25 protein-coding genes and 1 riboswitch are annotated in these 26,256 nt (G+C 70.3%); of the genes, 14 read left to right on the top strand and 11 right to left on the bottom strand.

Annotation, left to right across the window (positions count from 1 at the left end):
* Positions 1-4: 4 nt before the first annotated feature.
* Positions 5-1,108 (top strand): ATP-binding protein, encoded by a 1,104-nt coding sequence (locus ABD120_RS06600; RefSeq protein WP_343948797.1) that lies wholly within the window; start codon positions 5-7, stop codon positions 1,106-1,108.
* A complete protein-coding gene (locus ABD120_RS06595) occupies positions 1,105-3,741 on the top strand; it encodes a DUF5682 family protein (RefSeq protein ID WP_343948796.1) in 2,637 nt (878 codons plus the stop codon). The genes ABD120_RS06600 and ABD120_RS06595 overlap by 4 nt, the downstream gene beginning before the upstream one ends.
* On the opposite strand, the gene ABD120_RS06590 is transcribed toward ABD120_RS06595, so the two are convergent.
* Together ABD120_RS06590 and ABD120_RS06585 are read right to left on the bottom strand one after the other, a co-directional pair.
* Positions 3,734-4,648: a carbohydrate kinase family protein gene (locus ABD120_RS06590; protein WP_343948795.1), complete on the bottom strand. Its 915-nt coding sequence runs from the start codon at positions 4,646-4,648 to the stop codon at positions 3,734-3,736. The genes ABD120_RS06595 and ABD120_RS06590 overlap by 8 nt on opposite strands.
* Positions 4,649-4,663: 15 nt before the next feature.
* Entirely contained in the window at positions 4,664-6,034 is a 1,371-nt protein-coding gene (locus ABD120_RS06585; RefSeq protein WP_343948794.1) for an MFS transporter, read from the bottom strand.
* 125 nt (positions 6,035-6,159) lie between these two features.
* Between ABD120_RS06585 and ABD120_RS06580 the strand changes: the two genes are divergently transcribed.
* Entirely contained in the window at positions 6,160-6,834 is a 675-nt protein-coding gene (locus ABD120_RS06580; protein ID WP_343948793.1) for a hypothetical protein, read from the top strand.
* Here ABD120_RS06580 and ABD120_RS06575 read toward each other — a convergent pair.
* Positions 6,817-8,613, bottom strand: a complete 1,797-nt coding sequence (locus tag ABD120_RS06575) for a S9 family peptidase (protein WP_343948792.1) — start codon at positions 8,611-8,613, stop codon at positions 6,817-6,819. The genes ABD120_RS06580 and ABD120_RS06575 overlap by 18 nt on opposite strands.
* Positions 8,614-8,660: 47 nt before the next feature.
* Complete coding sequence (locus tag ABD120_RS06570) at positions 8,661-9,104, bottom strand: hypothetical protein (protein ID WP_343948791.1); 444 nt, start codon at positions 9,102-9,104, stop codon at positions 8,661-8,663.
* A 234-nt stretch (positions 9,105-9,338) separates the two neighbouring features.
* A riboswitch (TPP riboswitch) is annotated at positions 9,339-9,434 on the top strand.
* On the opposite strand from ABD120_RS06570, the gene tenA reads away from it, so the two are divergent.
* Positions 9,422-10,093, top strand: coding sequence for a thiaminase II (tenA, locus tag ABD120_RS06565; RefSeq protein WP_343948790.1), 672 nt, complete (start codon positions 9,422-9,424; stop codon positions 10,091-10,093). It overlaps the preceding riboswitch by 13 nt.
* Before the next feature lie 69 nt (positions 10,094-10,162).
* On the opposite strand, the gene ABD120_RS06560 is transcribed toward tenA, so the two are convergent.
* Entirely contained in the window at positions 10,163-10,753 is a 591-nt protein-coding gene (locus tag ABD120_RS06560; RefSeq protein WP_343948789.1) for a DUF6221 family protein, read from the bottom strand.
* Between the two features lie 74 nt (positions 10,754-10,827).
* On the opposite strand from ABD120_RS06560, the gene ABD120_RS06555 reads away from it, so the two are divergent.
* Entirely contained in the window at positions 10,828-12,222 is a 1,395-nt protein-coding gene (locus tag ABD120_RS06555) for a carboxylesterase/lipase family protein (protein WP_343948788.1), read from the top strand.
* A 9-nt stretch (positions 12,223-12,231) separates the two neighbouring features.
* On the opposite strand, the gene cobF is transcribed toward ABD120_RS06555, so the two are convergent.
* Positions 12,232-12,990, bottom strand: coding sequence for a precorrin-6A synthase (deacetylating) (gene cobF / locus ABD120_RS06550; RefSeq protein ID WP_343948787.1), 759 nt, complete (start codon positions 12,988-12,990; stop codon positions 12,232-12,234).
* Positions 12,991-13,032: 42 nt separating this feature from the next.
* Between cobF and cbiE the strand changes: the two genes are divergently transcribed.
* Genes cbiE through ABD120_RS06530 form a run of 4 tightly spaced genes read left to right on the top strand, consistent with a single transcriptional unit; the run spans position 13,033 to position 16,688 of the window.
* A complete protein-coding gene (cbiE, locus tag ABD120_RS06545) occupies positions 13,033-14,214 on the top strand; it encodes a precorrin-6y C5,15-methyltransferase (decarboxylating) subunit CbiE (RefSeq protein WP_343948786.1) in 1,182 nt (393 codons plus the stop codon).
* Complete coding sequence (gene cobM / locus ABD120_RS06540) at positions 14,211-15,038, top strand: precorrin-4 C(11)-methyltransferase (RefSeq protein ID WP_343948785.1); 828 nt, start codon at positions 14,211-14,213, stop codon at positions 15,036-15,038. Before cbiE ends, cobM begins: the two co-directional genes overlap by 4 nt.
* The gene (locus ABD120_RS06535) at positions 15,035-15,763 is read left to right on the top strand and encodes a cobalt-precorrin-6A reductase (RefSeq protein WP_343948784.1); all 729 of its coding nucleotides are present in this window, start codon (positions 15,035-15,037) and stop codon (positions 15,761-15,763) included. Before cobM ends, ABD120_RS06535 begins: the two co-directional genes overlap by 4 nt.
* 43 nt (positions 15,764-15,806) lie before the next feature.
* A complete protein-coding gene (locus ABD120_RS06530; protein ID WP_343948783.1) occupies positions 15,807-16,688 on the top strand; it encodes a phosphotransferase in 882 nt (293 codons plus the stop codon).
* Between the two features lie 1,009 nt (positions 16,689-17,697).
* Here the strand turns inward: ABD120_RS06530 and ABD120_RS06525 are convergent.
* The 4 genes from ABD120_RS06525 to ABD120_RS06510 all read right to left on the bottom strand — a co-directional run bounded on the left by ABD120_RS06525 (position 17,698) and on the right by ABD120_RS06510 (position 20,679).
* A complete protein-coding gene (locus ABD120_RS06525) occupies positions 17,698-18,240 on the bottom strand; it encodes a UTRA domain-containing protein (RefSeq protein WP_343948782.1) in 543 nt (180 codons plus the stop codon).
* 483 nt (positions 18,241-18,723) lie between these two features.
* Positions 18,724-19,455 carry a PP2C family protein-serine/threonine phosphatase gene (locus ABD120_RS06520; RefSeq protein WP_343948781.1) on the bottom strand — a complete coding sequence of 244 codons (732 nt, stop codon included), beginning with the start codon at positions 19,453-19,455 and terminating at the stop codon, positions 18,724-18,726.
* Positions 19,456-19,458: 3 nt separating this feature from the next.
* Positions 19,459-20,277: a GntR family transcriptional regulator gene (locus ABD120_RS06515; RefSeq protein WP_343948780.1), complete on the bottom strand. Its 819-nt coding sequence runs from the start codon at positions 20,275-20,277 to the stop codon at positions 19,459-19,461.
* A gap of 156 nt (positions 20,278-20,433) precedes the next feature.
* Positions 20,434-20,679 (bottom strand): GntR family transcriptional regulator, encoded by a 246-nt coding sequence (locus tag ABD120_RS06510; protein WP_343948779.1) that lies wholly within the window; start codon positions 20,677-20,679, stop codon positions 20,434-20,436.
* Between the two features lie 396 nt (positions 20,680-21,075).
* On the opposite strand from ABD120_RS06510, the gene ABD120_RS06505 reads away from it, so the two are divergent.
* From ABD120_RS06505 to ABD120_RS06495, 3 genes are all read left to right on the top strand, one after another.
* Positions 21,076-21,540 carry a hypothetical protein gene (locus tag ABD120_RS06505; protein WP_343948778.1) on the top strand — a complete coding sequence of 155 codons (465 nt, stop codon included), beginning with the start codon at positions 21,076-21,078 and terminating at the stop codon, positions 21,538-21,540.
* Complete coding sequence (locus ABD120_RS06500) at positions 21,540-21,923, top strand: hypothetical protein (RefSeq protein WP_343948777.1); 384 nt, start codon at positions 21,540-21,542, stop codon at positions 21,921-21,923. The genes ABD120_RS06505 and ABD120_RS06500 overlap by 1 nt, the downstream gene beginning before the upstream one ends.
* 419 nt (positions 21,924-22,342) lie before the next feature.
* Complete coding sequence (locus ABD120_RS06495; protein WP_343948776.1) at positions 22,343-23,143, top strand: substrate-binding periplasmic protein; 801 nt, start codon at positions 22,343-22,345, stop codon at positions 23,141-23,143.
* 81 nt (positions 23,144-23,224) lie between these two features.
* Here ABD120_RS06495 and ABD120_RS06490 read toward each other — a convergent pair whose 3' ends face one another.
* Positions 23,225-23,833, bottom strand: coding sequence for a DoxX family protein (locus tag ABD120_RS06490; RefSeq protein ID WP_343948775.1), 609 nt, complete (start codon positions 23,831-23,833; stop codon positions 23,225-23,227).
* A gap of 168 nt (positions 23,834-24,001) precedes the next feature.
* Here ABD120_RS06490 and sigJ point away from each other — a divergent pair, with 168 nt between their 5' ends.
* Together sigJ and ABD120_RS06480 are read left to right on the top strand one after the other, a co-directional pair.
* Positions 24,002-24,946: an RNA polymerase sigma factor SigJ gene (sigJ, locus tag ABD120_RS06485; RefSeq protein WP_343948774.1), complete on the top strand. Its 945-nt coding sequence runs from the start codon at positions 24,002-24,004 to the stop codon at positions 24,944-24,946.
* Positions 24,947-25,019: 73 nt separating this feature from the next.
* On the top strand, positions 25,020-26,228 hold the full coding sequence (locus ABD120_RS06480; protein WP_343948773.1) for a cytochrome P450: 1,209 nt from the start codon (positions 25,020-25,022) through the stop codon (positions 26,226-26,228).
* Positions 26,229-26,256: the final 28 nt, after the last annotated feature.

Below are 26,256 nucleotides of genomic sequence, written 5' to 3'. Positions count from 1 at the left end.
CTCCGTGCTGCGTGCACCCGCAGAGATCAAGTACGCCGAAGAGCTCGACTACCTCGAGTCGATCGACACCGCCCCCAAGCCGTTCTCGTGGCGGCTCAGCCCGCGCATGGTGCGCATCTTCGTGCTCGGTTCCGAGCGCGGCGACGGCATCGAGCGCGAGATCCCGCAGAAGTGGTTCGGCGACCGCAGCTTCGTCGAGCGCAGCATCGTGACGCTCGCCTCCGACCGGGGCCTGCTGCTCATCGGCGACCCGGGCACCGGCAAGAGCTGGCTGGCCGAGCTGCTGTCGGCCGCCATCTCGCGCAACTCCACCCTGGTCGTCCAGGGTACGGCGGGGACCACCGAGGACCACATCAAGTACTCGTGGAACATCTCCATGGTCATCGCCAAGGGCCAGTCGCGCGAGTCGATGATCCCCTCGCCCATCATGACGGCGATGGAACGGGGCGTGATCGGCCGTTTCGAGGAGCTGACCCGCTCGACCAGCGACGTGCAGGACGCGCTGATCTCGATCCTGTCCGAGAAGTACGTCTCGATCCCGGAGCTGGAGGAGGACAACACCGTCTTCGCCCAGCCGGGCTTCTCCATCATCGCGACGGCCAACAGCCGCGACCGGGGCGTCAACGACCTGAGCTCGGCGCTGAAGCGGCGTTTCAACTTCGTCCGCATCCCGGTGGTGACGAACAAGAAGAGCGAGGCGGAGATCGTCCGCTTCCGTACGATCGAGTTGCTGAAGCGCCACCAGATCGAGCTGGAGGTGCCGCCGACGCTGCTGGACATCCTGCTGGAGAGCTTCGCCGACCTGCGTTCGGCCTCGGCCGCCGCCACGAGCGACGACGACCGGCTGGAGTCGGCGCTGTCCACGGCCGAGCAGATCGGCGTACTGGAGGACGCGATCCTGCACAGCCAGTTCTTCGGCGACGGCCGGCTGCGCGCGGCCACGCTGGCCAGTTCGCTGGTCGGCTCGCTGGCCCGGCGCACCCCTGAGGACCTGGCGATCCTGAACAAGTACTGGCACGGCGTGGTCGAGCCGCGCAGCAAGAAGGCGGGCGGCGAGTGGCCCGAGTTCCTCGACGGCGGCCGCGAGACCATCGCCACCCTGTCATGAGTGCCTTCGAGCCGCTGCGCGAGCAGCTCGCGAGCGCGGCGGAGGCGTTCGGCGCCGGTCTGGTCGACGACGTCGAGCAGGCGCTCGCCACGGACGTGGAGATCTTCCCGGTCTGCCACCACTCCCCCGCCTCCGCGCTGGCGATGGTGCGCAGGCTGCGGGAGAAGCAGCCCAAGGTCGTCTACATGGAGCTGTGCGAGGACCTGCGCCCGGTGCTGGACGAGCTGGTCAACTGCCGTCTCCCGGTGGCGGTGCAGGCGTTCGCCACCACGATCGACGGCTTCCCGAAGGAGTGGGAGCCGCTCAGCGTGATCGCGCCGATCACCGAGTCCTCCGCCGAGTACCAGGCCATCGCCTACGCGATGGAGACGCCCGGCGTGGAACTGGTGCTGGTGGACCGCTCGGTCGACCACGTCTTCCAGTGGGAGCCGCGCTCGAAGGAGTCGCCCGAGGTCGCGATCGAGATGGGCGACCTGCGGCCGGGTTTCGCCGAGCTGGAGGAGCACCTGCTGCACCACGGCAAGGTGCGGCACTGGTCGGAGTGGTGGGACCAGTACGTCGAGCAGCCGCTGTCCGGCGCGGACTATGAGACGTACCGGCAGGTCATGGTGCTGGTCGGCAGCCTGTTCCGCAGGCTGCGGCCGACCGGGAACGAGGTGGACGAGAACCGCGAGCGGTACATGTGGACGCGCATGCGCGAGCACCTGGCCGCGTCCGGCACCGACCCGGCCGACTGCCTGTACGTGTGCGGCGCCTTCCACGCGGCCAGCCCGGTGCTGGGCGAGCAGATGGAGATCTCCCCCCGCACGGCGACGGAGTGGCTGTACGGTCTCATCCCGTCGAGCCACACCGACATCGAGCGGCAGTTCGGCCTGGCCATGGGCTCGGTCACGATCGCCGCGGCGACGTGGGAGAAGGCGCTCAAGCGGACCGGGCTGACGCCGTACCGGCTGAGCAAGGCGGGCAAGCCGGGCAAAACGAAGGCGAAGCTGCCCGCGCCCGTCCCGCACCAGGGGCTGCAGGGGTTCCTCACGCAGCCGCCCGTGCTGGACGGCTTCGACGAGGAGGAGCTGCTCGGCTGGTGCGTGGACATCGTGCGCCTGGCCCGGCGCAACGGCTACCTGTCCAGTACGGCCGACGCCATCGCGATCTACGAGACGTCGATCCTGCTGGCAGGGATGCGCAACAGGAAGCGGCCGACGCCGTACGACTTCCAGGACGCGGCGGTCACCTGCATCGAGAAGGAGCACGTGCCGGGCCGCCGCGACGTGCGGCGGCTGTGCGAGATCCTGCTCGGCGGCGACAAGATCGGCCAGGTCGGCTACCACTCGCTGCCGCCGCTGGCCCAGGACGTCTACGACCGGCTGGCGCCGCTCGGGCTGGACCTGGACAAGCGGCGCATCCAGCGCTCGCTGATCGACCTGGACACCTCCCCCGACCTGGAGCCGTGCTCGCATCTGCTGTGGATCCTGCGGCGGCTGCTGCCCGACGACGCGGTGCGCCCGATCATGGGCTCGCGGCGGCTGGGGGAACGCTCCCACCAGGAGAGCTGGGACCTCGACCTGGGCCGCAACCAGCGGTCGATCATCGAGCTGGGCTACGAGGGCGTGACGATCGAGCAGGTGCTGGAGCAGCGGCTGCGGCGGGTCGCGTGGGACGAGAAGGCGACGGCGGCCACGGCGCTGGAGGCGGTCGAGGACTCCCTGCTGTACCTGCGGAACGCCCGGTTCACGAACGAGCTGGGCGAGCGGGCGGTCGAGCTGCTGTCCGCCGAGCGGACGGTGGACGAGGCGCCGGACGTGCTGCGGCGCATCCGGCGGCTGCTGGCCTACTACCGGACGCACGAGCCCGTGCTGCCCGCCTGGGCGGAGTCGTTCGTCGCGACCGGTTACGCCCACTACTGCACGCTGCTGCCGACGGCGTTCGTCGCGGACGACACGGGCGTCAGGCAGGTCGGCGCCACGCTGGCGTTCCTGTTCACGATGGAGAGCCTGGCGATGTCGCTGGGCTGCGAGCGGACGCAGCTTGAGCTGGCCGTCCAGCAGTCGCATCCGGAGGCGCCGCCGAAGGTGGCGCTGCTGTGGACGGCGCGTTTCCAGCTCGGGCTGCTGAGCATGGCGGAGCTGCGCGAGCTGATCGCGGGACTGACGGACAACCCGCTGGTGGTGCCGACGGTGCCGCTGTACATCAGCGGGTTCGTGCAGGCGCTGGACTCGGCTCCGGCGCTGACGCCGTTCGTCGTGGAGGTGATCTCCAGGGCGTTCGCCAAGCTGCCCGACGAGGTGCTGCTGCCGTGGCTGCCGAAGCTGATCACGACGCTGAAGGACGAGGCGCCGGAGCTGGTGCCCACGCTGGTCCGCGAGGCCGGGCGCACCTACCCCGCGCGCCTTCCCTCGGTCGACTCCTTCGTGCCGCCGTGGGATGCCCCGCAGTCGGCGCCCGCGCCGAAGCAGGTGGTGGTCTCGGGGCCGGTGGCCGAGTTGCTGGCGCGGCATCCGGAGACGGGGGCGGCGGTCGGCGAGCTGTTCGGGTGCGAGCCCGTGGCGGTGGCGGCGGGGCGCGCCGCCACCACGCCGCTGGTGGCGGCGCATCCGGGCACCGTGAACGCCGTGGCGGGCGTGCTGGTCAGCTGAACCAGGGCGGGTCGGCGCCGGGGACCGTACAGGTCAGCGCCGCCACCCTGGCCCCGTGTACGGCGGCGGCCCGCGCCGCTTCGAGGTCGAGGCCGTCGAGGCGGCCACCGAGCAGCCCGGCGGCGCCGAGGTGGTGGAGCAGTCCTGCGGTGAAGGCGTCGCCCGCGCCGACGGTGTCGACGACCTTCACCGGTACGCCGGGCACCCGGACGCGTTCGCCGTCGAGTGACACGAGCGCCCCGGCCGCGCCCCTGGTGACGACCACGAGCCGGACCCCGGCCGCGTGCCAGGTGTCGCAGCCCTCTTCGAGGGCGGTGCCGGGCAGCAGGTAGCCGAGATCCTCCTCGCTCAGCTTGAGGATGTCGGCCCCCATGGGCAGCCGGGCCAGGTAGGCGGCGCGGCCGGCGAGGCCGGGCCGGACGTTGGGGTCGATGGAGATCGTCGCGTGCGGGGCGAGCGCGGCGACGAAGCCGGCGACGGCGTCCGCGCCCGGCTCCCTGACCAGCGCGAGCGAGCCCGTGTGCAGGCAGGAGACGCCGCCGACGGAGTGCGGGTCGAGTTCGTCGGCCGTCCACTGCCAGTCGGCGGCGCCGTCGGCGTGGAAGGAGTAGGCGGCCTGGCCCTCGGCGTCGAGGGCGGCGATGGCGAGGGTGCTCGGCTCGGCGGCGGGGACGGCCGCGGTCAGGTCGACGCCGGAGTCGGCGAGGTGGTCGCGGAAGAGCCGTCCGAACACGTCGTCGGCGATGCGCCCGAGGAAACGGGTGGGTGTGCCGAGCCTGGCCAGCGCCACGGCGGTGTTGGCCGGGCCGCCACCAGGGTGTACCCGCAGCGTGAGCTGGCCGTTCCGCCTGGTGGCGAAGGCGTCGGCCACGCACTCACCGAGGACCGCGATCACGTGGACCAGCATCACACCACAAGATCTTCATGGCAACCACGCAGTTCCGCGCCTGCGCACGACCGCGAGGACCACCAGGGCGAAACCGACGAGCAGCAGCAGACCGGCGTGGGTGGCCGCGCCCCACCCGCCGTCGGCGGCGCTGAGGAACACCGCGCCGGTGACCGTGCCGCCCAGAACCCCACCGGCCTCCTGTACGGTGCCCAGCACCCCGGCCGCCGCCCCCGACCGCTCCTTGCGCACGCCCGCGAGCACGGCGGAGATGAGCGGCGACATGAGCGCCCCCATCCCGGCCCCGGTGACGAACAACCCCCCGGCCACCAGGTACGGCGAGGCCGCCGCGACCGCCACGTGGATGACGCCGAGCCCGGCCGCGACGGCGGCGGCCCCGGCGACCGGGCGTCCCCTGCGCAGGGAGGCGAGCAGGAATCCGGCGTTGAGCGAGGTGAACACCAGCCCGGCCGAGAGCGGCGCGAGCCCGAGCCCTTCCTGGAGGTAGAGGGCGAGCACGAAGGACAGCCCGGCGGAGCCGCCGAACAGCAGCGCCACCGCGAGCAGCCCGCCGGTGAACCCGCGCTCGCTGAAGACCCGCAGGTCGAGCAGCGGTTGCGGGAGTGTCCGCTGTCTGGCGGCGAATCCGGCGAGCAGCGGGGCGGGCAGCAGGAGCAGGAGCAGGCTCCACAGCGGCCAGCCGAGTTCGGCGCCGAGGGCGAGCGGCAGCACGGCGCTGACCAGCCCGCCCGCGACCAGGACGGCACTGAGGAGATCGACCCGCCCCGGGACGGCACCGGCGTCCGGCTCCGCCCGCAGGTCGGGGACGAGGGGGCGGGTGAGGGCGAGGGCCAGCAGGCCGATGGGCAGGTTGATGAGGAAGACCAGGCGCCAGCCCAGTCCGCCGAGGTCGGCCGCGACGAGGAGGCCGCCGACGACCTGGCCGCTGACTCCGGCCAGGCCGGTGGCGGTGCCGTACCAGCCGAAGGCGCGGGCGCGGTCGGCGCCCGGGTAGAGGGCGCCGAGCAGGGTGAGGACCTGCGGCGCGAGCAGCGCGGCGGCGAGACCCTGGGCGACGCGGGCGGCGATGAGCGCGGCGGTGCTCGGGGCGGTGCCGCAGCCGAGGGAGGCGAGCGTGAACAGCGCGAGGCCGATCATGAACACCCGGCGCGGGCCGTACAGGTCGCCGATCCGGCCGGAGATGATCAGCCCGGCGGCGTAGGCGAGGCCGTATCCGGCGATCACGAGCTGGGTGGCGGCGGGTCCGGCGCCGAGGTCGGCGCGGATCGAGGGGATGGCGACGTTGGCGATGAAGAAGTCGAGCGTGGTCACGAAGACCGGGACCAGCACGACGGGCAGGGGCAGCCAGCGGCTGTGACTGCGCACGGCCGGGCATACGTGGACCACAGAGTTACTCCTGACGAGGCAGCGGGCGGTGAGAGAACACCGGTCTGCTTGACTGGGTTTCACCCTGCTCTGCGGGCATTTCGGATCACTGCGGGTCCGCTACGGATGGCGTCATAATCCGACTGATGCCGATTTTTCGTGACTACGCCGCCGCCATCGCGCCCGTCATCGACGCCGTCCACGTGAACGTGCACGCGGCCACCTGCGGCGCCGACCGCTCCGGCCTGCTCGTGGACCTGCGCTACGTGCTGCCCCTGCGCCCGGTGCCACGCGCCCGGCTCCGGACGGTCTACCGGTACGGCACCGCGCCCGACCTCCACGCCGAGATCGGCCGCCACCTCGCCCAGGACACCCTCGTCGAACGCGACGGCGTCCTGTCGGCGTCGGCCGCCGGACGCGCCGCGATCGACGCCCTCTACGCCGCCCACGCCTCGGCCGTCACCCGGATCTGGCCGGACGTGAGCGACCTCGCCGCCCTGGCCGGCGAGGTCCTGGCCGCCGCGCCCCGGGTGCCGGGCGGCGCCCTTGAGGTGATGGCCCCGCCGTACGAGCCGGACGGGGTGCCCCCCGGGGTGCTGCTGTTCAACCGGCTGGCCGCGCTGCGCTACCACCGGGGGGACGCGCACGCCCGCGCCTGGCAGGCCGAGGGGCTGAGCGCCGCCGAGGTGGTCAGGCTGCACGCCGGTCCGCTGTGGCGGACGATCGAGACCGCCACGGACGAGGGGGCGGCGGTGCCGTACCGGGGGCTGGACGAGCGGCGGCGCACGGCGCTCTACGACGGGCTACGGGCGCTGGTCTGACAGATTGCGGCGGATGAAGTCGAGCTGGTGGCGCAGCAGCCGCGCCGAGTCCACGCGGTGCCCGGCGCCGGGCAGCAGCAGCACCTCGTGCGGACGTCCCGCCGCCGTCAGCGCGGACGACAGCCGCAGCGTGTTGGCCGGGTGCACGTTGTCGTCCAGCAGCCCGTGCACCAGCAGCAGCGGACGGCGCAGCGACCCGGCCTCCAGCAGGGTCGAGCAGCGCTCGTAGGCGTCCGGATGCTCGTCCGGGTGGCCGAGATCGCGTTCGCGCCAGAACGTGTGGTACATCCGCTGGTCGGTGACTCCCGCGCCGGCGACGCCCACGTGGAAGACGTCCGGACGGCGCAGCACCGCCAGCGTGGCCAGGAAACCGCCGAACGACCAGCCCCTGATCGCCACCCGGCTCAGGTCGAGCTCGGGGCGGAGCGCGGCGGCGGCCATGAGGCCCTCGACCTGGTCGTCCAGGACCGGGCCCGCGATGTCGTGGTGAACCGCCCGCTCCCACGCCGGACCCCTGCCCGGCGTGCCCCTGCCGTCGATCGCGAGCACCGCGAAGCCCTGCTCGGCGAACCATTGCGAGACGTAGTCCCACCAGTTCGGCCGGACGAGCACCTTGCGCAGACCCAGCCCCCCGTACGGCTCCAGCAGCACGGGCAGCGGGCCGCCGTCGTGCCCGCTGGGCAGGTAGAGGGCGGCGCGCAGTTCGCGGGGGCCGAGCCTGAGCAGTTCCCTGCGCAGCTCCAGGACGGGCCGCTCGACACGGGAGGGCGCCCGCCACGGGCTCTCGTACGGGCGCAGCCCTGCCGCCGGGTCGTAGATCCACCGGTGCTGTTCCGTGGGCTCGGCGGTGGCGCTGAAGACGACGCTCTCGCCGTCCACGGACAGGACCTCCTCCAGTTGGAGGCCGGGCGGGGTGACGGGGGCGCCGCCGTACACGAGCCTGCGGGTGTCGTCGTGGTCCTCCGCGGTCACCAGGACGCCTGCGGCCGTGCGGGCGGGCAGGCCGGGCACGAGGGTCACCCAGGCGGGGTCGCGCTGTTCGGACAGCACCCGGCTCGCCCCCGTGTCCGGATCGATGGCGAGGACCTGGAGCAGGCGCTGGTCGCGGGGCATCACGGCGGCGTAGGGCCCGGTGGCGTCCCAGCCAGCCGCCGTCACGTACTCCATGCCCCGGGTGTCCACAGGTGTGCGTGCGCCGTCCAGGTCGGTGATCCACAGGCTGACGTCGGCGTTGGCGGTCCCCGCCGCCGGGTACGGCACGGCGGTTCCCGGGCGGCTCGGGTCCGACAGGTCGGCCAGGTGCCTGCGCCCGACCTTCGCGGTGTCCACCCGGGCCACGAGCAGCCGCTCGCCGTCCGGCGACCACCAGAAACCCCGGTCGCGCTCCAGCGACTCCACGGCCACGTACTCGGCCAGCCCGAAAGTGACCTCTGGGCCGTCGGGGGCGGCCACCGGCCGATCACCGTCGTCACCGGTCACCCGCAGCGCGCCGTCGCACACGTACGCCACGCGGCGGCCCGTGGGATCGGGGTAGGGCCGCTCGGCAGGCTCTTCGGTGGGCAGACGGCGCGGCTCGCCGCCTGCGGTCACCGTCCACACTCGGCCGTCGCGGGCGAAGGCGGCGACGCCGCCGTCGAGGGTGTAGGAGCCGACGTCCCGCGCCACCTCCCGCTCACCCGACCACAGGCTGCCGTCGCGAAGGTAGAAGTCTCTGGTGACGGCGGTGGGAAGGCCGACGGTGAACCGGCGCGTGCGCTCGAACTGCTCAGGAAAGCTCATGAAACGCAGCATGGCCCGCCCCTCACGGGCACAGGCCATTGATCACATTATAGCGGGTTCCGCGACATCAGGCACCGTCGCATGGTCTTCACCCGGGTGCCCACGATCGGGCAGACCCGGACCTCTCGACCCTCCTCGTCGATGACCTTCCTGTGTCCCAGGGGCCGGTCCAGTGTGACGGACATGGGGACGCCCCCTCCATGGCCGAGGTGGAAACGCGGCCAGATCTCCTCCAGCCACTTCTCCAGCAACGTGCGCTCACGCGTCGGACAGATGTCGCGAAGTGTCGCTCGGACCCGCACGCTCATCTCAGACTCGGCCGCCTCCGCTTTCTCGGCCTTGAGGCATTCCTCAGAGGTCTCCAAGGTGAACGCGTGCAGGAGGAGGATTCGTCCTTCCACCTCGACCGTGTCGATCCGCGCGGCAAAGGGCGGTTCGATCGGCCGTGACTCCCTCATCCCGGTCACCACGGAGATCGCGATGGCCAGCACCAGGAGAAAGCAGAGGCGCCACGGGCTCAGGGGGTTCACGTCCGGAAGACGGCCTCCAGTGCTCATCGCCGCTGTAACCGCCCATCGCCTTGGCGAAAAGTGTGGACCGGTGCGTCCTGCCGTGATGCTCCCGATGCTCGGGTCAGCCTACGGGATCTTCCACCCGATGTCCGGCTTCTTCGCCCACACACCCGCCCCGACGGAGATAGACCGTAAATCGCATAATAGGGTTAGTAAACCGACGCGGGGTGCCTTGACCCAAGGCTGAGATCACACCCGTCGAACCTGATCTAGTTCGGACTAGCGAAGGGACAGTCGTGTTCACCGACGACGTCTGGGCGCACACCGCCAAGCTGCTGCGCGCCATCCACGAGCACCCGTTCAACGTGGCCCTCGGCGACGGGAGCCTCGACCGCGAGCGGTTCGCCTTCTACATCGTGCAGGACGCCCGCTACCTGGAGTCGTTCGCCAAGGCGCTGGCGACCGCCGCCGTGCGCGCCGACGACCCGGAGGAGGCCGCGTTCTGGGCGCGCAGCGCGCACGACGCCATCGCCGCCGAGCGCACCCTGCACGAGGGCTACATCGAGGAGTACGGCCTGACCGCCGCCGACCTGTCGGGCGTGCGGACCTCGCCGTCCGCGCTCGGCTATTCCTCCTGGCTGCAGGCGAACGCGCTGTCCGCACCGTACCCGGTGCTGGCCGCCGCCGTACTGCCGTGCTTCTGGGTGTACCAGGACGTCGGCGAGGCGCTGGTGTCGCGCAGCTCGGCCACCCACCCCTACCGGGCGTGGATCGCGACCTATGCCGACCCGGCCTTCGCCGAGGCCGTCGCGACCGCGCGGCGCATCACCGACCGGCTCGCGGACGCCGCCGACGAGCAGGTGCGCGCGGCTATGAAGGCCGCCTTCGTCCAGGCCACCGAGTACGAGTGGCTGTTCTGGGACAGCGCCTGGCGCCTGGAGGGCTGGCCCACGCGGCAGTGGGTGTGACCTGGCCGATGCCGGAATCAGGTTGAGCGGGCCGAACTCGACACGGGCCTTCCGGCGGGGCATCAGACTTCACGGCTCACGCGGCGATCGGCGACTCCAGAACAGCGACTTGTCGGCATACGCCGCGACAGACGCCACCGGTTCCGCGTAGGCGGCGGCAAGGGCGCGCAGGGCCTCCTCCAGGCCGTCGATCGCCCCAACCGTCGCATCGTCGGCCGCCTCGCCCTGCTCCCAGCGCTGCCGCAGGCCCTCGTACTGGGTGAGGATCCGCTCCTTGGCGGCGATGTCCGCCAGGACGCGGCCCGGGGAGTGCCGTGCGATGTGCACTGCGGCACCGACGTCCACCAGCGCAGCCTGGACCACCATGTGCCGAAGACGGCCCTGTGTGGCCCGCTTCGCGTACCAGTTGAGGCTGCGCAGCCGCGCCCGCCGCCGACCGTCCTTGCCCTCGCCGTCGAAACAGAAGTGGGCAAGCTCCCCTGACTCCTCCTGCAACGGCACCGGCTCGTCGGTGTCCTCGTAGTACCAGCACCAGTACTCGTCGGCCTCCTTGTGGCCCGACGGAGGCAGCTCGAAACCCGGGTGGGAGGCATCCGTCGCGACCTGCCGTTCCTCCGCCCACCGCGCTCGCAGGAACGCCACCAGCTCATCGGGCGTCATCGCCCCATCCTCCCAGCCTCGCCCGCAGGGCGGGACAGGGTAAACGTTGCCTGGGGCGGCATAGCATCGTCCGTATGGACGTGATCGCGGGGACCGCTTGCGGCAGGGTCAGGGGCACGGTCGAGGACGGCGTCGCGGTCTTCCTCGGCATACCCTACGCGGCGCCGCCGTTCGGTCCCCGCAGGTTCCGGGCGCCCGTACCCGCCGAACCGTGGACCGGACTGCGCGACGCCACCCGCTACGGCCCCACCGCCCCCAAGCCACCCTGTCCCCCGCCCCTCTCCCGGCTGCTGCCCGATCCGGACATCCCCGGCGACGACTGCCTCAACCTCAACGTGTGGACCCCGCAGTCCCGTGACGGACTGCTGCCCGTCATGGTGTGGATCCACGGCGGCTCGCTGCGCAACGGCTCGTCGAGCCTGCCCGTGTACGACGGCCACGCCTTCGCCCGCGACGGGGTCGTGCTCGTGTCGATCAACTACCGGCTGGGTATCGAGGGGTTCGGCGTCTTCCCCGACGCGCCGGACAACCGGGGCCTGCTCGACCAGCTCGCCGCGCTCACCTGGGTACAGGACAACATCACCCGCTTCGGCGGCGACCCCGGCAACGTGACCGTGTTCGGTGAGTCCGGCGTGGCGGCGCTGCTGACCAGCCCGAAGGCGGAGGGGCTGGTCCATCGGGCGATCCTGCAGAGCGGCCCGCCGCGAACGGTGTCCCGGGCGCGGGGGGCGAAGGTCGTCAGGTCCATGGCCAGGGCGATGGGGGTGCCGCCGACGGCCCTGTCCTTCTCCGTCGTCGATCGCCGGCGGCTGCTCGAAGCGCAGTTCGAGGTCACGCGCAAGAACAATCCGCTGGTGGACGAACCGGGGTTCGCCGTCGTGGCCGACGACGTCGTGGTGCCGTCCGACCCCGGACGGGTGGCCGTCGAGCTGCTGGTGGGGGCCAACCGGGAGGAGTACCGGCTGTGGTTCGTGCCGTCGGGCGCGCTCGACCGGATCACTGCGGCGGCGATGCGGGCAGCGATGCTGAAGTACCGCATCCCCGGCCGGGTGGCGCGGCTCTACCAGGCGCGGCGGGCCGGGGCGCGGCCCGGTGAGGTGCTCGGCGCCATGACGACGGACAAGCTGCTGCGGGCGCCGCTCGCCCGGCTGGCGGGGCGGGCGCCGAAGGCGCACGTGTACGAGTTCGCCTGGCCGTCGCCGGTCATGGACCTGCGGGCCTGCCATGGGCTGGAGCTCGGGTTCGTCTTCGACACGCTGCGCCACTGCGAGGGGCTGACCGGGCCGGGGGCGCCGCAGCCGCTGGCCGACGCGATGCACCGGGCGTGGGTGGACTTCGCGACGACCGGCGACCCGGGCTGGGCGGTGTGGGACCACACCCGTCCCGTCATGGTCTTCGACGCGCCGGAGTCCGGCGTGGTGCTGGCTCCGCGCGACGACGAACTCCGAAGCTGGCCCCTCAGCGCGTGACGCGATCGCTCAGCTTTCGGGGTGCTCGGCCTTCCTGATGCGCCGCAGCAGGTACGTGTCCATGATCCAGCCCTTGCGGGCGCGGGCTTCGGCGCGGACCTGCTTGATCTGCTCGGCCACCTCCGCGACCGGCCCCTCGATCAGGATCTCGTCCGGGGTGCCGAGGTAGGCGCCCCAGTAAATGTGGAAGTCGTCGAGGCCGTCGAAGGCGGTGCGGGCGTCCAGCATGACGAGCACGTCGTCGGCCCCCGGGCCGTCCTCGGCCAGGCGCCGTCCGGTCGTCAGGTGCACCGGCCGGGCGACCTGGGTGAGGCTGGTGCGGTGGCGCGCGGTCAGCGCCGCGACGCTGCTGATCCCCGGCACGACCGCGTACTCGAAGCTGCCGTCCGCGACCTCCTCGACGATCGCGATGGTGCTGTCGTAGAGGCCGGGGTCGCCCCACACGAGGAAGGCGCCGGTCTGCCCGTCCGCCAGTTCCTCGCGGATCAGCCTGCCGTAGATGGCCGCCCGGCGGGCGCGCCAGTCCTCGACGGCGGCCGCGTAGGCGGGGGTGGTGCGGTCGCGTTCCGGGTCCTGCTCGGTGACGATCCGGTACGGCCCGGCCGCGTGCGTCTCGATCAGGTGCTGCCGCAGCCGTACCAGGTCGCCTTTGACCTCGCCCTTGTCGAGCACGAAGAACACGTCGGCGGCCGCGATGGCCTTGGCCGCCTGGAAGGTCAGGTGGTCGGGGTCGCCGGCGCCGATGCCGATGATGAGAACGCGCTTCACCCGGATAACTCTGCCAGAAATGTCCGGATATATGCTGAGCGGGTGATCACCGTCGTCGGAATCGGCGCCGACGGGTGGGACGGGCTCGCCCCGCAGTCCCGGCAGGCGCTGGCTGCGGCCGACGTGCTGATCGGCAGCCGCAGGCAGCTCGACCTCGTGCCACCGTCCGGCGCCGACAGAGTCCCGCTGCCCTCCCCGCTCCTGCCCGGCCTGCCCGCGCTCCTCGACGCGCACACCGACCGCGCGGTGTGCGTGCTGGCCAGCGGCGACCCCATGTTCTACGGCATCGGCGCCACGCTCACGCGGCTGCTCGGCGCCGGGCGGCTGCGCGTGCTGCCGCACCTGTCGTCGCTGACGCTCGCGTGCGCGCGCCTCGGCTGGCCGGTCGAGCGGGTCGAGGTGGTCAGCCTGGTCGGACGTCCGCTCGCCGCCCTCGCCGCCGCCCTCGCGCCGGGCCGCCGCGTGCTGGTGCTCGGCGGCACGACGTCCGAGGTCACCGGGCTCCTCCAGGCCTGCGGGTACGGCGCCAGCCGCGTCACCGTACTGGCGGACCTGGGATCCCCGGCCGAATCCGTGCTGCCCGCCGAGCAGGCGCCGCAGTCGGCGCTTCAGGTGATCGCGGTCGAGTGCGGGGCGGAGCCGGAGACCGTACCGCTGTCGCGGGTTCCCGGACTGCCGGACACCGCCTTCGAGCACGACGGCCAGCTCACCAAACGCGAGATCAGGGCGGTCAGCCTGGCCCGGCTCGGGCCGCTGCCCGGCGAACTGCTGTGGGACGTCGGCGCGGGCGCGGGCAGCATCGCGATCGAGTGGATGCGCGCCCACCCCTCGTGTACGGCCGTGGCCATCGAAAGCCGGGCGGAACGGGCCGAACGCGTCACCCGCAACGCCGCCGCGCTCGGGGTGCCGGCGCTGCGGGTCGTCACCGGCCGGGCGCCCGACGCCCTCAGCGGCCTGCCGGCGCCGGACGCGGTGTTCGTGGGCGGTGGGGCGACCGTACCCGGGCTGCTGGAGACCTGCTGGACGGCCCTGCGTCCGGGCGGCAGGCTCGTGGCGAACGCGGTCACGCTGGAGTCGGAGGCGCTGGTCGGGCAGTGGTACGCCAAGCTCGGCGGCGACCTCGTGCGCCTGTCGGTGCAACGGGCGGCGCCCGTCGGCGGGTTCACCGGCTGGCGGGCGGCCATGCCCGTCACCGTCTGGGCGGTCAGGAAGGACAGCGCGTGACCGTGTACTTCATCGGCGCCGGGCCCGGCGCCGCCGACCTGATCACCGTGCGCGGGCTGCGGCTGCTGGAGGCGGCGCCCGTGTGCCTGTACGCGGGGTCGCTGGTGCCGCGCGAACTCCTCGACGCCTGCCCGCCGGGGGCGCGGCTCGTGGACACCGCGAACCTGACGCTGGACGAGATCGTCGCCGAACTGTCGGCCGCGCACCGCGCCGGGCAGGACGTGGCCCGGCTGTGCTCGGGGGATCCTTCGGTGTTCAGCGCCGTGGCCGAGCAGGTGCGTCGGCTGGAAGCGCTCGGGGTGCCGTACGAGATCGTGCCGGGGGTGCCCGCCTTCGCCGCCGCCGCTGCCTCTCTCGGACGCGAGCTGACCGTGCCCGGGGTCGGGCAGACCGTGATCCTCACCAGGACGTCCGCGCGGGCCACGCCGATGCCGCCCGGCGAGGACCTCGCCACGCTCGGCGCCGGCGCGGCCACGATCGTGCTGCACCTGGCCGTGCAGCGGATCGAGGCCGTGGTGGCGGAGCTGGTGCCGTCGTACGGGGCCGGCTGCCCGGTGGCCGTCGTCGCCCGCGCCAGCCGCGAGGACGAGGTCATCCTGCGCGGCACGCTCGCCGACATCGCCGACCAGGTGCACGCGGCCGGAATCAGGCGCACGGCCGTCATCGTGGTCGGCCGCGTCCTGTCGGCGACCCAGTTCCCCGACAGCCACCTGTACAGCTCCACCCGCCACCGCCCGTGCGACGACCGCAGCCGGTCTGAAACGGTGCGCGCGGAGGTTCCCGAGGATCCCGGCGCCGTGGCAGCGGATCGGGAGCGTCCGTGAGGCGAGTGCTGATCCTCGGCGGGACCGCTGAGGCGCGGGCACTCGCGCAGGTGCTGGTCGAGCGGGGGTACGACGTGGTGTCGTCGCTGGCCGGGCGGGTCGAGCGGCCCCGGTTGCCGGTCGGCGAGGTGCACATCGGCGGATTCGGCGGCGTGGACGGGTTGGCCTCCTGGCTGCGCGAGCACGAGATCGCCGCCATGGTGGACGCCACCCACCCGTTCGCCGCCCGGATGACCGCCTCGGCCGCCGAGGCGGGGGCCCGTACCGGGGTGCCGTCCTTGGTGCTGCGGCGGCCCGGATGGCGGGAGGAGCCCGGCGACTCCTGGCAGCGGGTGCCGTCACTGGAAGCGGCGGCCGGGGCACTGGCGGCGCCGATGCGCATCTTCCTCACCACCGGACGCCGCAGCCTGCCGGTGTTCACGCCGGTGCCGGGCGTGTGGTTCCTGGCCAGATCGGTCGATCCGCCGTCCGCACCGGTGCCGGACAACGTGCGGGTGGTGCTCGGGCGCGGGCCGTACACGATCGAGGGCGAACGCGCGCTGCTCCGCGAACACCGTCTCGACACCCTCGTCACCAAGGACAGCGGCGGCCGGCTCACGATGGCCAAACTCGCCGCCGCCCGCGAACTCGGCGTGCACGTGATCATGGTGGACCGGCCACCACTGCCCCCCGGCCTACGCCTCGCGGACACCGTGGCCGAGGCCGCAGCCTGGGTTCCCGGCTGAATACTCAGTTTCCAACGGAACCGGGGCGACCTAGGATCCGGGGGTGGAAATTTCCGAGGTCACGCGCGCGATCGCGGCTGCGATCTCGGTCGCCGCATCGCTCGACCTGCCGGCCGACGATGCGATCCTGCTGCACAACTCGAACAGGCTGGCGCTACGGCTGACGCCGTGTGACGTCCTTGCCCGGGTCTCCCCCATGGAGCACAAGGGCGCGCAGCTCGAAATCGATCTCACCCAACGGTTCACCGAGGCCGGATGCCCGGTGGGCGCCCTGGAGCCTCGGGCGGAGCCGCTCGTGTACACGCGCGACGGCTTCGAGGTGACGCTGTGGACCTACTACGAGCCCGTCACACCTTCGCCGGTCGAGTACGCCAAGGCGCTGGAACTGCTGCACGTCGGCATGCGCAAGGCCGACGTGCCGAGCCCGAGGTTCACGGACCGAATCACGGAGGCGCAAGAGGTCGTCGCCAACCCGGATCTCTCGCCGGAACTCCCCGACGTGGACCGCGTCTTCCTCAGCGGCAGACTGCGAAGCCTGCGAGAGGCGATCGAGGACCGCGGCACCGTGGAACAGCTCCTTCACGGCGAGCCGCATCCGGGCAATCTCCTCGGCACGAAGAACGGCCCGTTGTTCATCGACCTTGAGACGTGCTGCCGTGGACCCGTCGAGTTCGACCTCGCCCATGTTCCCGAGGCGGTCTGCGAGCACTACCCGAACGTCGACCAAGAGTTGCTGGACGATTGCCGGCACCTCGTTCTCGCGATGGTCGCAGCGTGGCGCTGGGAGACCGGCGACCAGTTCCCGAACGGAAGGCGATTCAGAGCGGAATTCCTGCGCGCACTGCACGAGGGCCCTCCTTGGCCGACCCTCGACACGATGAACAAGCGCCTGAACGGTCTGGAGAACCCGCCGAAGGTCACGTGAAACCCGTACCCGGGGCTCTCCACGTGAGGTGCTCTCACCTGTCTTCCACTCCGGCGCCAGGATCGAGTGAACGATCGAATCCCGCCATCGGCCCCTCCTCCACGATGCCCAGCTCACCCATGAGCCTGGCAGACGCCTCGTTGGCCGGGCTGCGCGCACCCCAGACCCGGGCGGCCAGCGAATACTCCACTCTGGGAACGGCCGCTGCCGCGTCGATATGGCCGAGGCAGCGCAATGAGCTCCCGTCGCTAATTTAGCCACGTCACTTCAGACACATCTGTCGTAAATTCTGTCGCACGCCAGGAAGTTACGTCTTGCAGCCCTAATGGGTACAGATTGACAACTATACGGGCGCCCTTCAGCTTCCTCGCAAAGCTGGCTTCGCTATTAGGTTGGCCGCACTGATCCGGCTTTTCCGGATCCTCTATGCACACGTCAACCAGGGAGCTGCCCGCTGCGGCATCAGACCGAAAGTGAATTTGCCGAATAGTGGCACGACCACCTTTCCGCATATCCTGTACGACGGTCTGAGCCGAGATAATCCTATATCCGTGAGGCAGTTTTCGCGGTAGTGCGAACGGGACGCCTGGATTCCTTCGAAGCTCCTCAAGCAAGTCGGCCCTACCCAGACGATCATCAGGGCTTCCGCCACTACACCCTGAAACCAAAAGGGCTGCGACCAAACATGACGAGCTGATTGATCCGCCGAGTACAGCTGTAATTCCTCGAAAGAGTACCCGCGCACACTTCTTTCTCTTGCGTCTCATAGCTTCCCTGCTTCGCTGCATCCATGAAGCCCGAGACCCGGCCTGGATTCTTGTGCGTCAGCCCGAGCCTGCAACTCTCAACCCCGACCTGGCCGACTTGAAAAGCTCATAGCCGTAACCCTCTGGAGACGGGGCTTTGTAGGCGCTGGCTTCGATCGCCGGAGGCCACCTGTCGCGGACGAAGACGCCCTTGCCCGCATGGCCGCGTACGAACCCTTCGTCTTTGAGGTTGTCGGGTCTCCTCACTGAATGGTCGTCTTGTAGCGCAGCTCGCGGCCTTCGGCGACCATCGTCATGACGCTGACCTCGATCGGCACACCGTCGCCGGTCCTCAACACCCGGGTGAGGACCATGACCCAATCCTGCGGCCGGATGTCGAGCAGTTCCTGTTCCGCCGGGGTTGAGGGACGCGCTATGACGCCCTCCTCAGCACCGGCAGGTTGATAGCCGAGATCGGCGAGTACGGCAAGAGCTCCGCCTGCGATTCTGCGCGCCTCCGTCAATCGGGTGCCCCGAGCGACCGTCGCAGGATAGTAGGAGTCGGCGAGTTCGGTCGGCCGTCCGTCCATGAGTATCAAGCGACGACGGACCACAGCCCTGTCCCGAGAGCCGAGCCCGAAAGCCTCCGCGACCACCTGAGGCGGGTTCACTTCCTCTACGGCGCGCAGCTTCTGGGTGCCGACACGCCCATGCTGGGCAGCCTCTTCGGCCCAGGCTTCCGGCTCACCAGGACGACGAGGTCTCACATAGGAAGCAGAAACACTGCCCCAACCCGTGTCGGTCACGAGTCCCTCCAGGGGGCGAGAGGCCGTTCAGCAGCCACGGTACCGGCTGGACGACATCGGACACAGGGCACCCACCTTTGAGGACGGGGTGCGCGACATCAGCGTTGTCATCCATGCCTCCAGAACCCGAGCACCACAGTCCGCCCGCGTCAGGCGTACGGATCCATGGGACGAAGTACACCCACCCGTGCGGAACAGAGTCGAGGAGATCCTCGGCGGCAGCGTCGTCGAGGCGGTGACCCAGACCGGGGGCTTCTCACCCGGAGCGGCAGCTCGTCTACGGCTCGGCGCGCGTTCGTCAAGGCGGTCAGGGCGCCGCCCTGACTACCCACGGTCAGGAAGTTTCAGCGGGCGCAGGGCGTGGCCGCGCTGAACTGGCTGCGCGAGCGGACGGATTGAGCATGATCATCGACACGCGGCGTCTCCGCCTTCCCCCATCAGTGAATGCCTGCCGAACCTATTGAGAACCGGACTTAAGGGTGATCATGGTGCGACCGGCCTGGGTGCGGTGTCGTCCCACACATCAATGACGATCACGGTGACGTTGTCCGGGCCGCCGTGCTCAAGGGCCAGACCTATGAGGCGATCGGCGACCTTCTCCCGGTCAGGCAGCGAGCGCAGGCATTCGTTGATGAGTCCGTTCGGAACGGCTGAGCTCAGCCCGTCCGAGCACAGCAGGAACCGGTCACCGGCGTGCAGTTCCATGGTGACCAGATCGGGGGAGCGGCCGTCGGGGCGACCGTCGAGGAATCGAGAGATCCGCTCTGCGAAGCCCGGGACGTCGTCGGCATCGGAGAGCAGGTTCTCGCAGGTGTGGTCCTCGGTGAGCTGCGCGAGTGGGGCGGGCCCGTGGAGCCGGTACGCGCGGGAGTCGCCGATGTTGGCCAGCACCGCCGTGCTGCCCGACCACAGCATCGCCACCAAGGTGGTGCCCATGCCGGCGAGTTCTGGGCGGGTCCGGGTTGTGTGATGAAGGACCTGGTTCGCCGCGTAGACCGCCCGTCCGAGGGTGTCGATGAGCTGGATGGTCTCGACTCGGCGGTCATGGGTGCGGAGGACCTCGATGACAGAGGAACTGGCGACCTCGCCGCCGTTGTGACCACCGAGCCCATCGGCTACGGCGACCAGTTGGTGGCCCACCAGGAAGGCGTCCTGGTTGCTCCCGCGAATCAACCCAGTGTGGGTGCGTGCGGCTGCGTTGACGGTGACCGGCATGACTCACTCACCCGGCTCGGTGTCAGTGGGCCACGGTTCGCGGGCGGATGCGTCGCGGTGCAGAACGTTGACGGTCTCGACTCGGTCGCTCGCCACCACGTACTCGGTGACTTCTATCGGCTGGCCGTCTCCGCCTGAGACGCCCTGCCGAACGATCTCCAGTACGGGCAGGCTCGTGGGGATCTCCAGCAATGTGGCCTCGTCCTTGGTGGGCATCCTGGCCCGGTGAAATTCCACCCAACTGATCGGCCAGTGCCCAGCCTGCTCCAACCGGTAGAGCCAGTCGCTCGGCCCTCGCCCCTGGGAGGTGACTTCGGCGGCTTCGCTGCCGCGCGGATGTATCCACGAGATGTTGATCTGGAAGGGCGGCTCACCCTCCGGGCCGGTGACCCTGAACCGGCGCATGGTCGGCGTCCCCGCAGGCACCCCCAGCAGCTTCGCGATCCGCGGATCGGTCAGCGGTTCGACAGAAGCCATGGGTGTGATGTGGTGCTTCCAGACCTCTCGTCCAGAGGCCGACGGGAACGAGTAGCCGGGACCTTCGGTGGCGAGGTTTCGCTTGACCAGGTTTCCCCGGGGCCGACGCAACCTCATGAGCCCGTGCCGGACGATGATGCCCCGCCCCTGTACGGCCCAGACGAACCCCTCCGATTCGAGGGCTGTGATCGCTCGGCCGATCGTGTCGCGGTTCGCGCTGTATTCCTCAGCGAAGTCGTCGAGGCGCGGCAACTTCGAGCCCGGCGCCCACTCGCCCGCTTCGATCCGAACCCGGATTCGAGCGGCAAGATCCAGATATCGCGAATGCCGTCGTGGTTCGGCCACCCAACGCTCCTTCGAGAGATTGTCTTGGGATAATTGACATGTGCCGGAGTAGGGCCGACGATAGTCCCAAGACACTACCGCCGAGAGCGCTTACGCCGAAGGGGGTCGAAGCGGACATGGGGAACGTGGTCAGCTTGGCTCGCAACCTGCTGGAAGCTAGGCATCGTCGCTCTCCTCACGGGTGACAAAGGTGCCGATGCTCCGGACGGTGTAGACGTCGCCGTCCTCGATGAGGAGCTCAAGCACCTTCCTGGCCGTGCGACGCGCGATGCCGAACTCCGCTGCAAGCCGAGGCTCGCCGGGGATCGGCATTCCCGGCTGATAGACACCCGTCTTGATCCGCCGACGGATCTCGGCTGCTACCTGCTCGTACTTGGAGAGGTCAGGACGGAACTCGATCACAGCAGCACGATAGGAGCCGTCCGGTTACGACGCCTTTCTAGACGTACGTGTCGTATCCGATCGTGAGGTGTAGGTAGCAATAGTGAGGTCCACGCCCTTCTGAACATGAAGCGAGCCCGCCCGGCGCTGAGCACGACCGGTGCGAGCCCTGAGCGCACCTGGAGATGCGACTGTGAGCAATAGCAACCCCCGACCAACTGTCCCCGAAAGGCCCTGCCACCCGCCCTCGGCCCTACTCGGGTTCACCTGCCTGCAACTGCTGGCGACGGGTTGGATCACCTCGACGGGCCCGTGCCCGGGATGCACGGCCATGCTGATGGACGGGCCTGTCCACGCGGCCCCCGAGTCGCTCGTGTGGAGCGTCTTCCACAGCGGCGAACTGGTGAAGGCGGCGCAGTGGCAGTCGTGACGCCCGACCTCGTCTCTCCCTCCGCGCGGCGCTACCCGGCGGTGTCGACCCTGGTGCGCGAGCAGTGCTTCACAGCGGAGAACCCGCCCTTGGCGCTGGGATGCGCGGTGTGCGGACACCCTCCCTACGCCCACGGCTGCTCCGCCCTCGGTGCCCACGACTACGAGGTGCCGTCGGCCGAGTCGATGGCCGAGCGGCTCAACCTGTACACAGCGCTCGGGCTGCACCGCCGCCGGATGTCCAAGGCGGAGTTTCGGATCCCACAGCCGCAAACCGCCCACCGCACCAGGATCTTCGCGCGGGCGCGCGGCCCGAAAGTGGCCCGCGCACATGCGCCGGGCAGATCGTCCCGGCAACGTCCACAGCGGGAGCGGGTCTTCCCACCCAACTGGCCCGAACCAGGCGAACAACGGCAGGATCAGCCCGCGACCACCAGAAGAGGGGGCCGCTGATGGATGTTCGGAGCCTGGCCGACGCGCTGGCCCACCGGTTCCCGGTGGTGATCCAGCGGTGGCACGAACTGGAGTACGTGCCGGTGGAGTGGCGTGACAACGGCTACCGGGTGCGGGCGCTGATCTGGGCGTCCGCCCTGGCCGTGGGTGCGAACCGACATCGTATGAGCGCACTCACGCAAGCACTGAGGCACGGCGTCCCCATCGCCGACATCGCCCGCGCGCTCGACATCCACCCCGACGCCCGAACGATCCGCGAACTGTGGGAACCCTGGGCCCTGGGCGAGATGGCCAGACACCACAAAGGAAAGGGAACCCTGTCACCCGAGGAGTTCGACACCATCCGCGACTCCCTTATCGCGGAGGAAAGGCCACCGACATGACCGCGACGGCCGTTTCCGGCATCTCACCGTTCACCGGCCGAGCCGACGTGAACGCCTGCCTGTCGCCCCACCTACCCAAGCCTCAGCCCGGCTGCACCCGGCTGGTCTGGATCGCGGCGCGAAACGAGCCACGACGCCAAACACTCCTCTGGACCTGCCACTGCGACGACGTCGCATACGAACTGTGCGCCTCAGGTGGACAGACGTTCCTCCGGCGCGAGGACACGCGCTTCCGAAAGGTCGCCGAAACCCATCGCATGCGCATGAAGGAAGGCCACACCACCTGGCAAGCCCTCCTCCAGGGACACGTGAGATAGGACTGCGGCCTTCCATTCCGGAGGCCGCCATGGCCTCGGTGGTCGCGGAAGTATGGCCTCGCCAAAGCCGGCATCGCCTGGGATCATGGACAGGAGGTACCGGTGAGAAGACTGCTGATCTGCCTCGTCCTGCTGCTGACCGCCTGCGGTACCGCACGGCCGGAGTCCCTCATGGACAAAGGCGAGTTGGTCGTCGCCATCCGTTCCGACGTACCGCTGATCAGTTTCAAGGGGCCGGACGGCGGCTACGACGGCTTCAACGTCGATGTGGCCGAATATCTCATGTCCCGGTTGGGCAAGCGGATCCGGTGGCTGGAGATCAAGGCCGGGGATCAGCTTTCCGTGCTCACCGACGGGCGGGCCGACCTGGTCTTCGCTCACATGTCGGTGACACCGGAGCGGAAGAAGGTGATCGACTTCGCCGGGCCGTACCATGTCGACTTCCAGGACATCGCGGTACGGGTGGCCGACAAGGGCGCCATCCGCAACGTACGCGACCTTGAAGGCCGCAAGATCTGCTGGGTGCGCGGGACGAACATCGCTCAGCGGATCGTGGAGGAGCGCCGGGTCGAGGCGACCCCGGTCGAGGCGCCCGACTACAACGCCTGCCTGGACATGATCAAGGACGGCCGGATCGACGCCATTTCCACCAACAGCCAGATCCTGGCCGGGCTGCTCACCCGGCCCGGCGTCGACCTGCACCTGGTCGGCGCGACGTTCAACGAGCAGCGCACCGCGATCGGCGTGCGCAAGGGCGACGTGGACGGCTGCGAGGAGCTCAACCGGGCCATCACCCGCATGTACCAGGACGGCACGGCGCGCATCCTGTTGGACAAGTGGTTCGGCGCATCGGGCATCGACCTGTCGGTGGTCTCGGTCCCGCAGTTCGAGGGCTGCTCCTAGCCGGGGCGAACCGGTGATCTCGGCACCGTCCCCAGGCTCGTGACCTGGCGTCAGATCGGTCCCCGGTACGTCCGCGAGGCGCTACCCGTTGATCCAGCCCAGTTCGACCGCCCACTGGTGTGTCATGGCCTCGGCCGCGGGCAGGGTGAGGAACGAAACGGCATACAGGGCGACGAGCAGCCCGATCGGCACGACCCAAGCGCGAGGCCGGGTTTCCGACGGGGCGGCCCGACCCTGTCCGGTGCTGGCCAGGTCGCCCCGTCGGAGCCATCGGTCGGCCGGCCTCAGCGCCCACGACGCGATGGCGCACATCCCGAAAATCAGCGGCACCCCCCACGTCCGAAGACCGTCCCCGACGATCAAGTGGGACGCCACGGCACCCGACCATAGGAATAGGGCCCCCGCGTATGCCCATTCCTTGATCACCGGAAGCCCGGGCGCGATGATCGCGACGGCCGCACCGGCCTGCCACACGCCCAGGATGTGGAGGAGGAACTGTGGGTATCCCAGGTGGCGCAGCTGGATTTCCGTCCATTCGATCGGCAGCAGGTTCCACACCGAACCGGCAGCCAACTCGAAGACGATGACAAACGTGGTGATCCGAAAGGCGATGAGGCGGATCCGGCTCCCTGCGCCGTGCGCGACGGCGGCCTTCGCGTGCTGGAACGTCGTGCTCCTTTGACTGCGCATCTCAACCTCCTCGTCGTGGTGGCCGACTTCGCTGCGAAGTCGCCGGGAGTCGTCTCACTGCTCTGACAACACAGCACCTCGGAACGTGAGGCGGCGTGCCGGCCTGACAAATCACCGCGCTGTCCGGTCGAACTGTTGAGGCTGGCGACCGAAGGAGCCCACGACACGATGACCGTCTCACTCGCGCCGGAGAGCGGCCCCGGCCCGGACGTGATCATGAACGCTCGGCGGCAGCTGATCAATCTCGCCTACCGGCTCCTGGGCTCGCTGTCGGAGGCCGAGGACGTCGCCCAGGAGACCTACGCCCGCTGGTACGCCTTGTCCCCGCAGCAGCGGGACGCCGTCCAATCCCCCGGCGCCTGGCTGAACAAGGTCGCCAGCCGGTTGTGTCTCAACCTGCTGTCCTCGGCACGGGCCCGGCGGGAGACCTACGTGGGCGAATGGATCCCCGAGCCGCTGCCCGAACCCGGGGAGTGGACCAGCGAGCGGCCGGGCGGTGACCCGGCCGACCGGGTCACCCTCGACGAGTCGGTCAACATGGCCTTCCTCGTCGTCCTCGAATCGATGACCCCGGCCGAACGCGTCGCGTTCATCCTCCACGACGTCTTCCGCTACGCCTTCGCCGAGGTGGCCGAGATCCTCGGCCGTACTCCGGCGGCCTGCCGCCAGCTGGCCTCCTCGGCCCGCCGCCGTATCCGCCTCTCGCAGCTTCCCCCGCCTCCGGTGGTATGGCAGGCCCGCGTCGTCAGAGCCTTCAAGCAGGCATGGGAGGCCAAGGACATCGACGCCCTCGTCGCCCTGCTCGACCCCGACGCCACGGCGATCGCCGACGGCGGCGGCGCCGCCGGCGCTGTGCTGCGCCCGGTCGAAGGCGCTGAGCAGATCGGGCGCTCGCTGGTCACTCTCGCCGCCAGGCTGCACGGTCTGACGATCCTGGAGCGTACGGTCAACGGCCGGCCCGGCCTGATCGCTCAGCACGACGGCATCACCGTGTCGGTGTACGCGTTCGAGGTCGCAGCCGACCGGATCACACGCATCTGGGCGATACGCAACCCCGACAAGCTCCGGCTGTGGACCGAGTCGCCGCCCGAGCGAAGGAGCGCCGACCGGTGACAGTGCCACAGGCCGCGCGCCCACCGCCCCGCACCCGCATGGCGGCGCCGAGACAGTCCCACACGATCACAGAATGGATGGGCAGACGATGACGCAAGCGCTGGAGTTGCCGCTGCAGATGCGGCGGGACGGGTTCGACCCCGTCAAGGAACTGGCCCGTGCACGGGACGACGAGGGTGTGGTGCGGGTGATGACGCCCTTCGGCGTACTCGCCTATCTGGTCTGCCGTCATGAGGACGTCCGCCGCGTGCTGTCGGACCCGGTCCGGTTCAGCAGCGCCCCCACACCGATCCCGGGGGCGGGTGACATGGACGAGGAGGAACGGGCGAAGATGCGAGCCGGGATCCTGATCGGGTTCGACCCGCCCGAGCACACGCGACTGCGCCGGATGCTCACCCCTGAGTTCACGGGACGCCGCATGCGACGGCTGGAGCCTCGGATCACCGAGATCGTCGAAGCGGCCCTGGACGACATGGAACGGGCCGGCAAACCAGCCGATCTGGTCTCACACTTCGCGCTGCCGGTACCGTCCCTGGTGATCTGCGAGCTCCTGGGCGTGCCGTACGCCGACCGCGCCGAGTTCCAGGAGCGCTCCGCCCGCCTGCTGGACGCGTCGCTGACGATGGAGCAGCAGGCCGCCGCGCAGCGGGACAACCGCGGCTACATGGCCGGCCTGGTGGCCCGCGCCCAGGCGGAACCGGGCCAGGACATGCTCGGCATGCTGGTCCGCGACCACGGCGACGACCTCGGCACCGACGAGCTGATCGGCATCGCGAGCCTGCTGCTGATCGCCGGGCATGAGACGACCTCGAACATGCTCGGCCTGGGCACCCTGGCCCTGCTGCGGCACCCGGACCAGCTCGCGATGATCCGCGCGGATCCGGCGCTGATCGAGCCCGCCGTCGAGGAACTGCTGCGCTGGCTGTCCATCGTGCAGTCGATGCCGCCGCGCACGACCACGACGGAGGTGGAGGTCGCCGGGCACACCATCCCCGCAGGCTCGCTGGTGATCTGCTCGCCTCCCGCCGCCAACCGCGACCATGCGTTCGTCGACGATCCCGACGCCCTCGACATCACCCGGGAGACCGCCGGTCACGTCGCCTTCGGCCACGGCGTGCACCACTGTCTCGGGGCGCCGCTGGCGCGGATGGAGATGCGCATCGCCTTCCCCGCCCTGCTGCGCCGCTTCCCCGGCCTCGCGCCGGCCGTCCCGGACGAGCAGGTCGGCTTCCGGACCTTCAGCCCCGTGTACGGCCTGCACGCACTGCCGGTGACCTGGTAGCCGCGCGGGTTCCCGGGAACTTTCGCAG

The organism is Nonomuraea longicatena, from assembly GCF_039525605.1.
In the GTDB taxonomy this organism is placed as follows: domain Bacteria; phylum Actinomycetota; class Actinomycetes; order Streptosporangiales; family Streptosporangiaceae; genus Nonomuraea; species Nonomuraea longicatena.
The sequence above is the reverse complement of the archived record's forward strand: the minus strand, read 5'-3'. Positions and strand labels throughout refer to the sequence as shown.

Excerpts from the sequence above, each read along its gene's own strand:
- ABD120_RS06500 (WP_343948777.1), top strand. The coding sequence starts at position 21,540 with ATGGATGTTCGGAGCCTGGCCGACGCGCTGGCCCACCGGTTCCCGGTG.
- ABD120_RS06580 (WP_343948793.1), top strand. The coding sequence starts at position 6,160 with ATGCCGATTTTTCGTGACTACGCCGCCGCCATCGCGCCCGTCATCGAC.
- ABD120_RS06490 (WP_343948775.1), bottom strand. The coding sequence starts at position 23,833 with ATGCGCAGTCAAAGGAGCACGACGTTCCAGCACGCGAAGGCCGCCGTC.
- ABD120_RS06595 (WP_343948796.1), top strand. The coding sequence starts at position 1,105 with ATGAGTGCCTTCGAGCCGCTGCGCGAGCAGCTCGCGAGCGCGGCGGAG.
- ABD120_RS06560 (WP_343948789.1), bottom strand. The coding sequence starts at position 10,753 with ATGACGCCCGATGAGCTGGTGGCGTTCCTGCGAGCGCGGTGGGCGGAG.
- ABD120_RS06555 (WP_343948788.1), top strand. The coding sequence starts at position 10,828 with ATGGACGTGATCGCGGGGACCGCTTGCGGCAGGGTCAGGGGCACGGTC.
- ABD120_RS06575 (WP_343948792.1), bottom strand. The coding sequence starts at position 8,613 with ATGAGCTTTCCTGAGCAGTTCGAGCGCACGCGCCGGTTCACCGTCGGC.
- ABD120_RS06520 (WP_343948781.1), bottom strand. The coding sequence starts at position 19,455 with ATGCCGGTCACCGTCAACGCAGCCGCACGCACCCACACTGGGTTGATT.
- ABD120_RS06480 (WP_343948773.1), top strand. The coding sequence starts at position 25,020 with ATGGATGGGCAGACGATGACGCAAGCGCTGGAGTTGCCGCTGCAGATG.
- ABD120_RS06590 (WP_343948795.1), bottom strand. The coding sequence starts at position 4,648 with ATGCTGGTCCACGTGATCGCGGTCCTCGGTGAGTGCGTGGCCGACGCC.
- sigJ (WP_343948774.1), top strand. The coding sequence starts at position 24,002 with ATGACCGTCTCACTCGCGCCGGAGAGCGGCCCCGGCCCGGACGTGATC.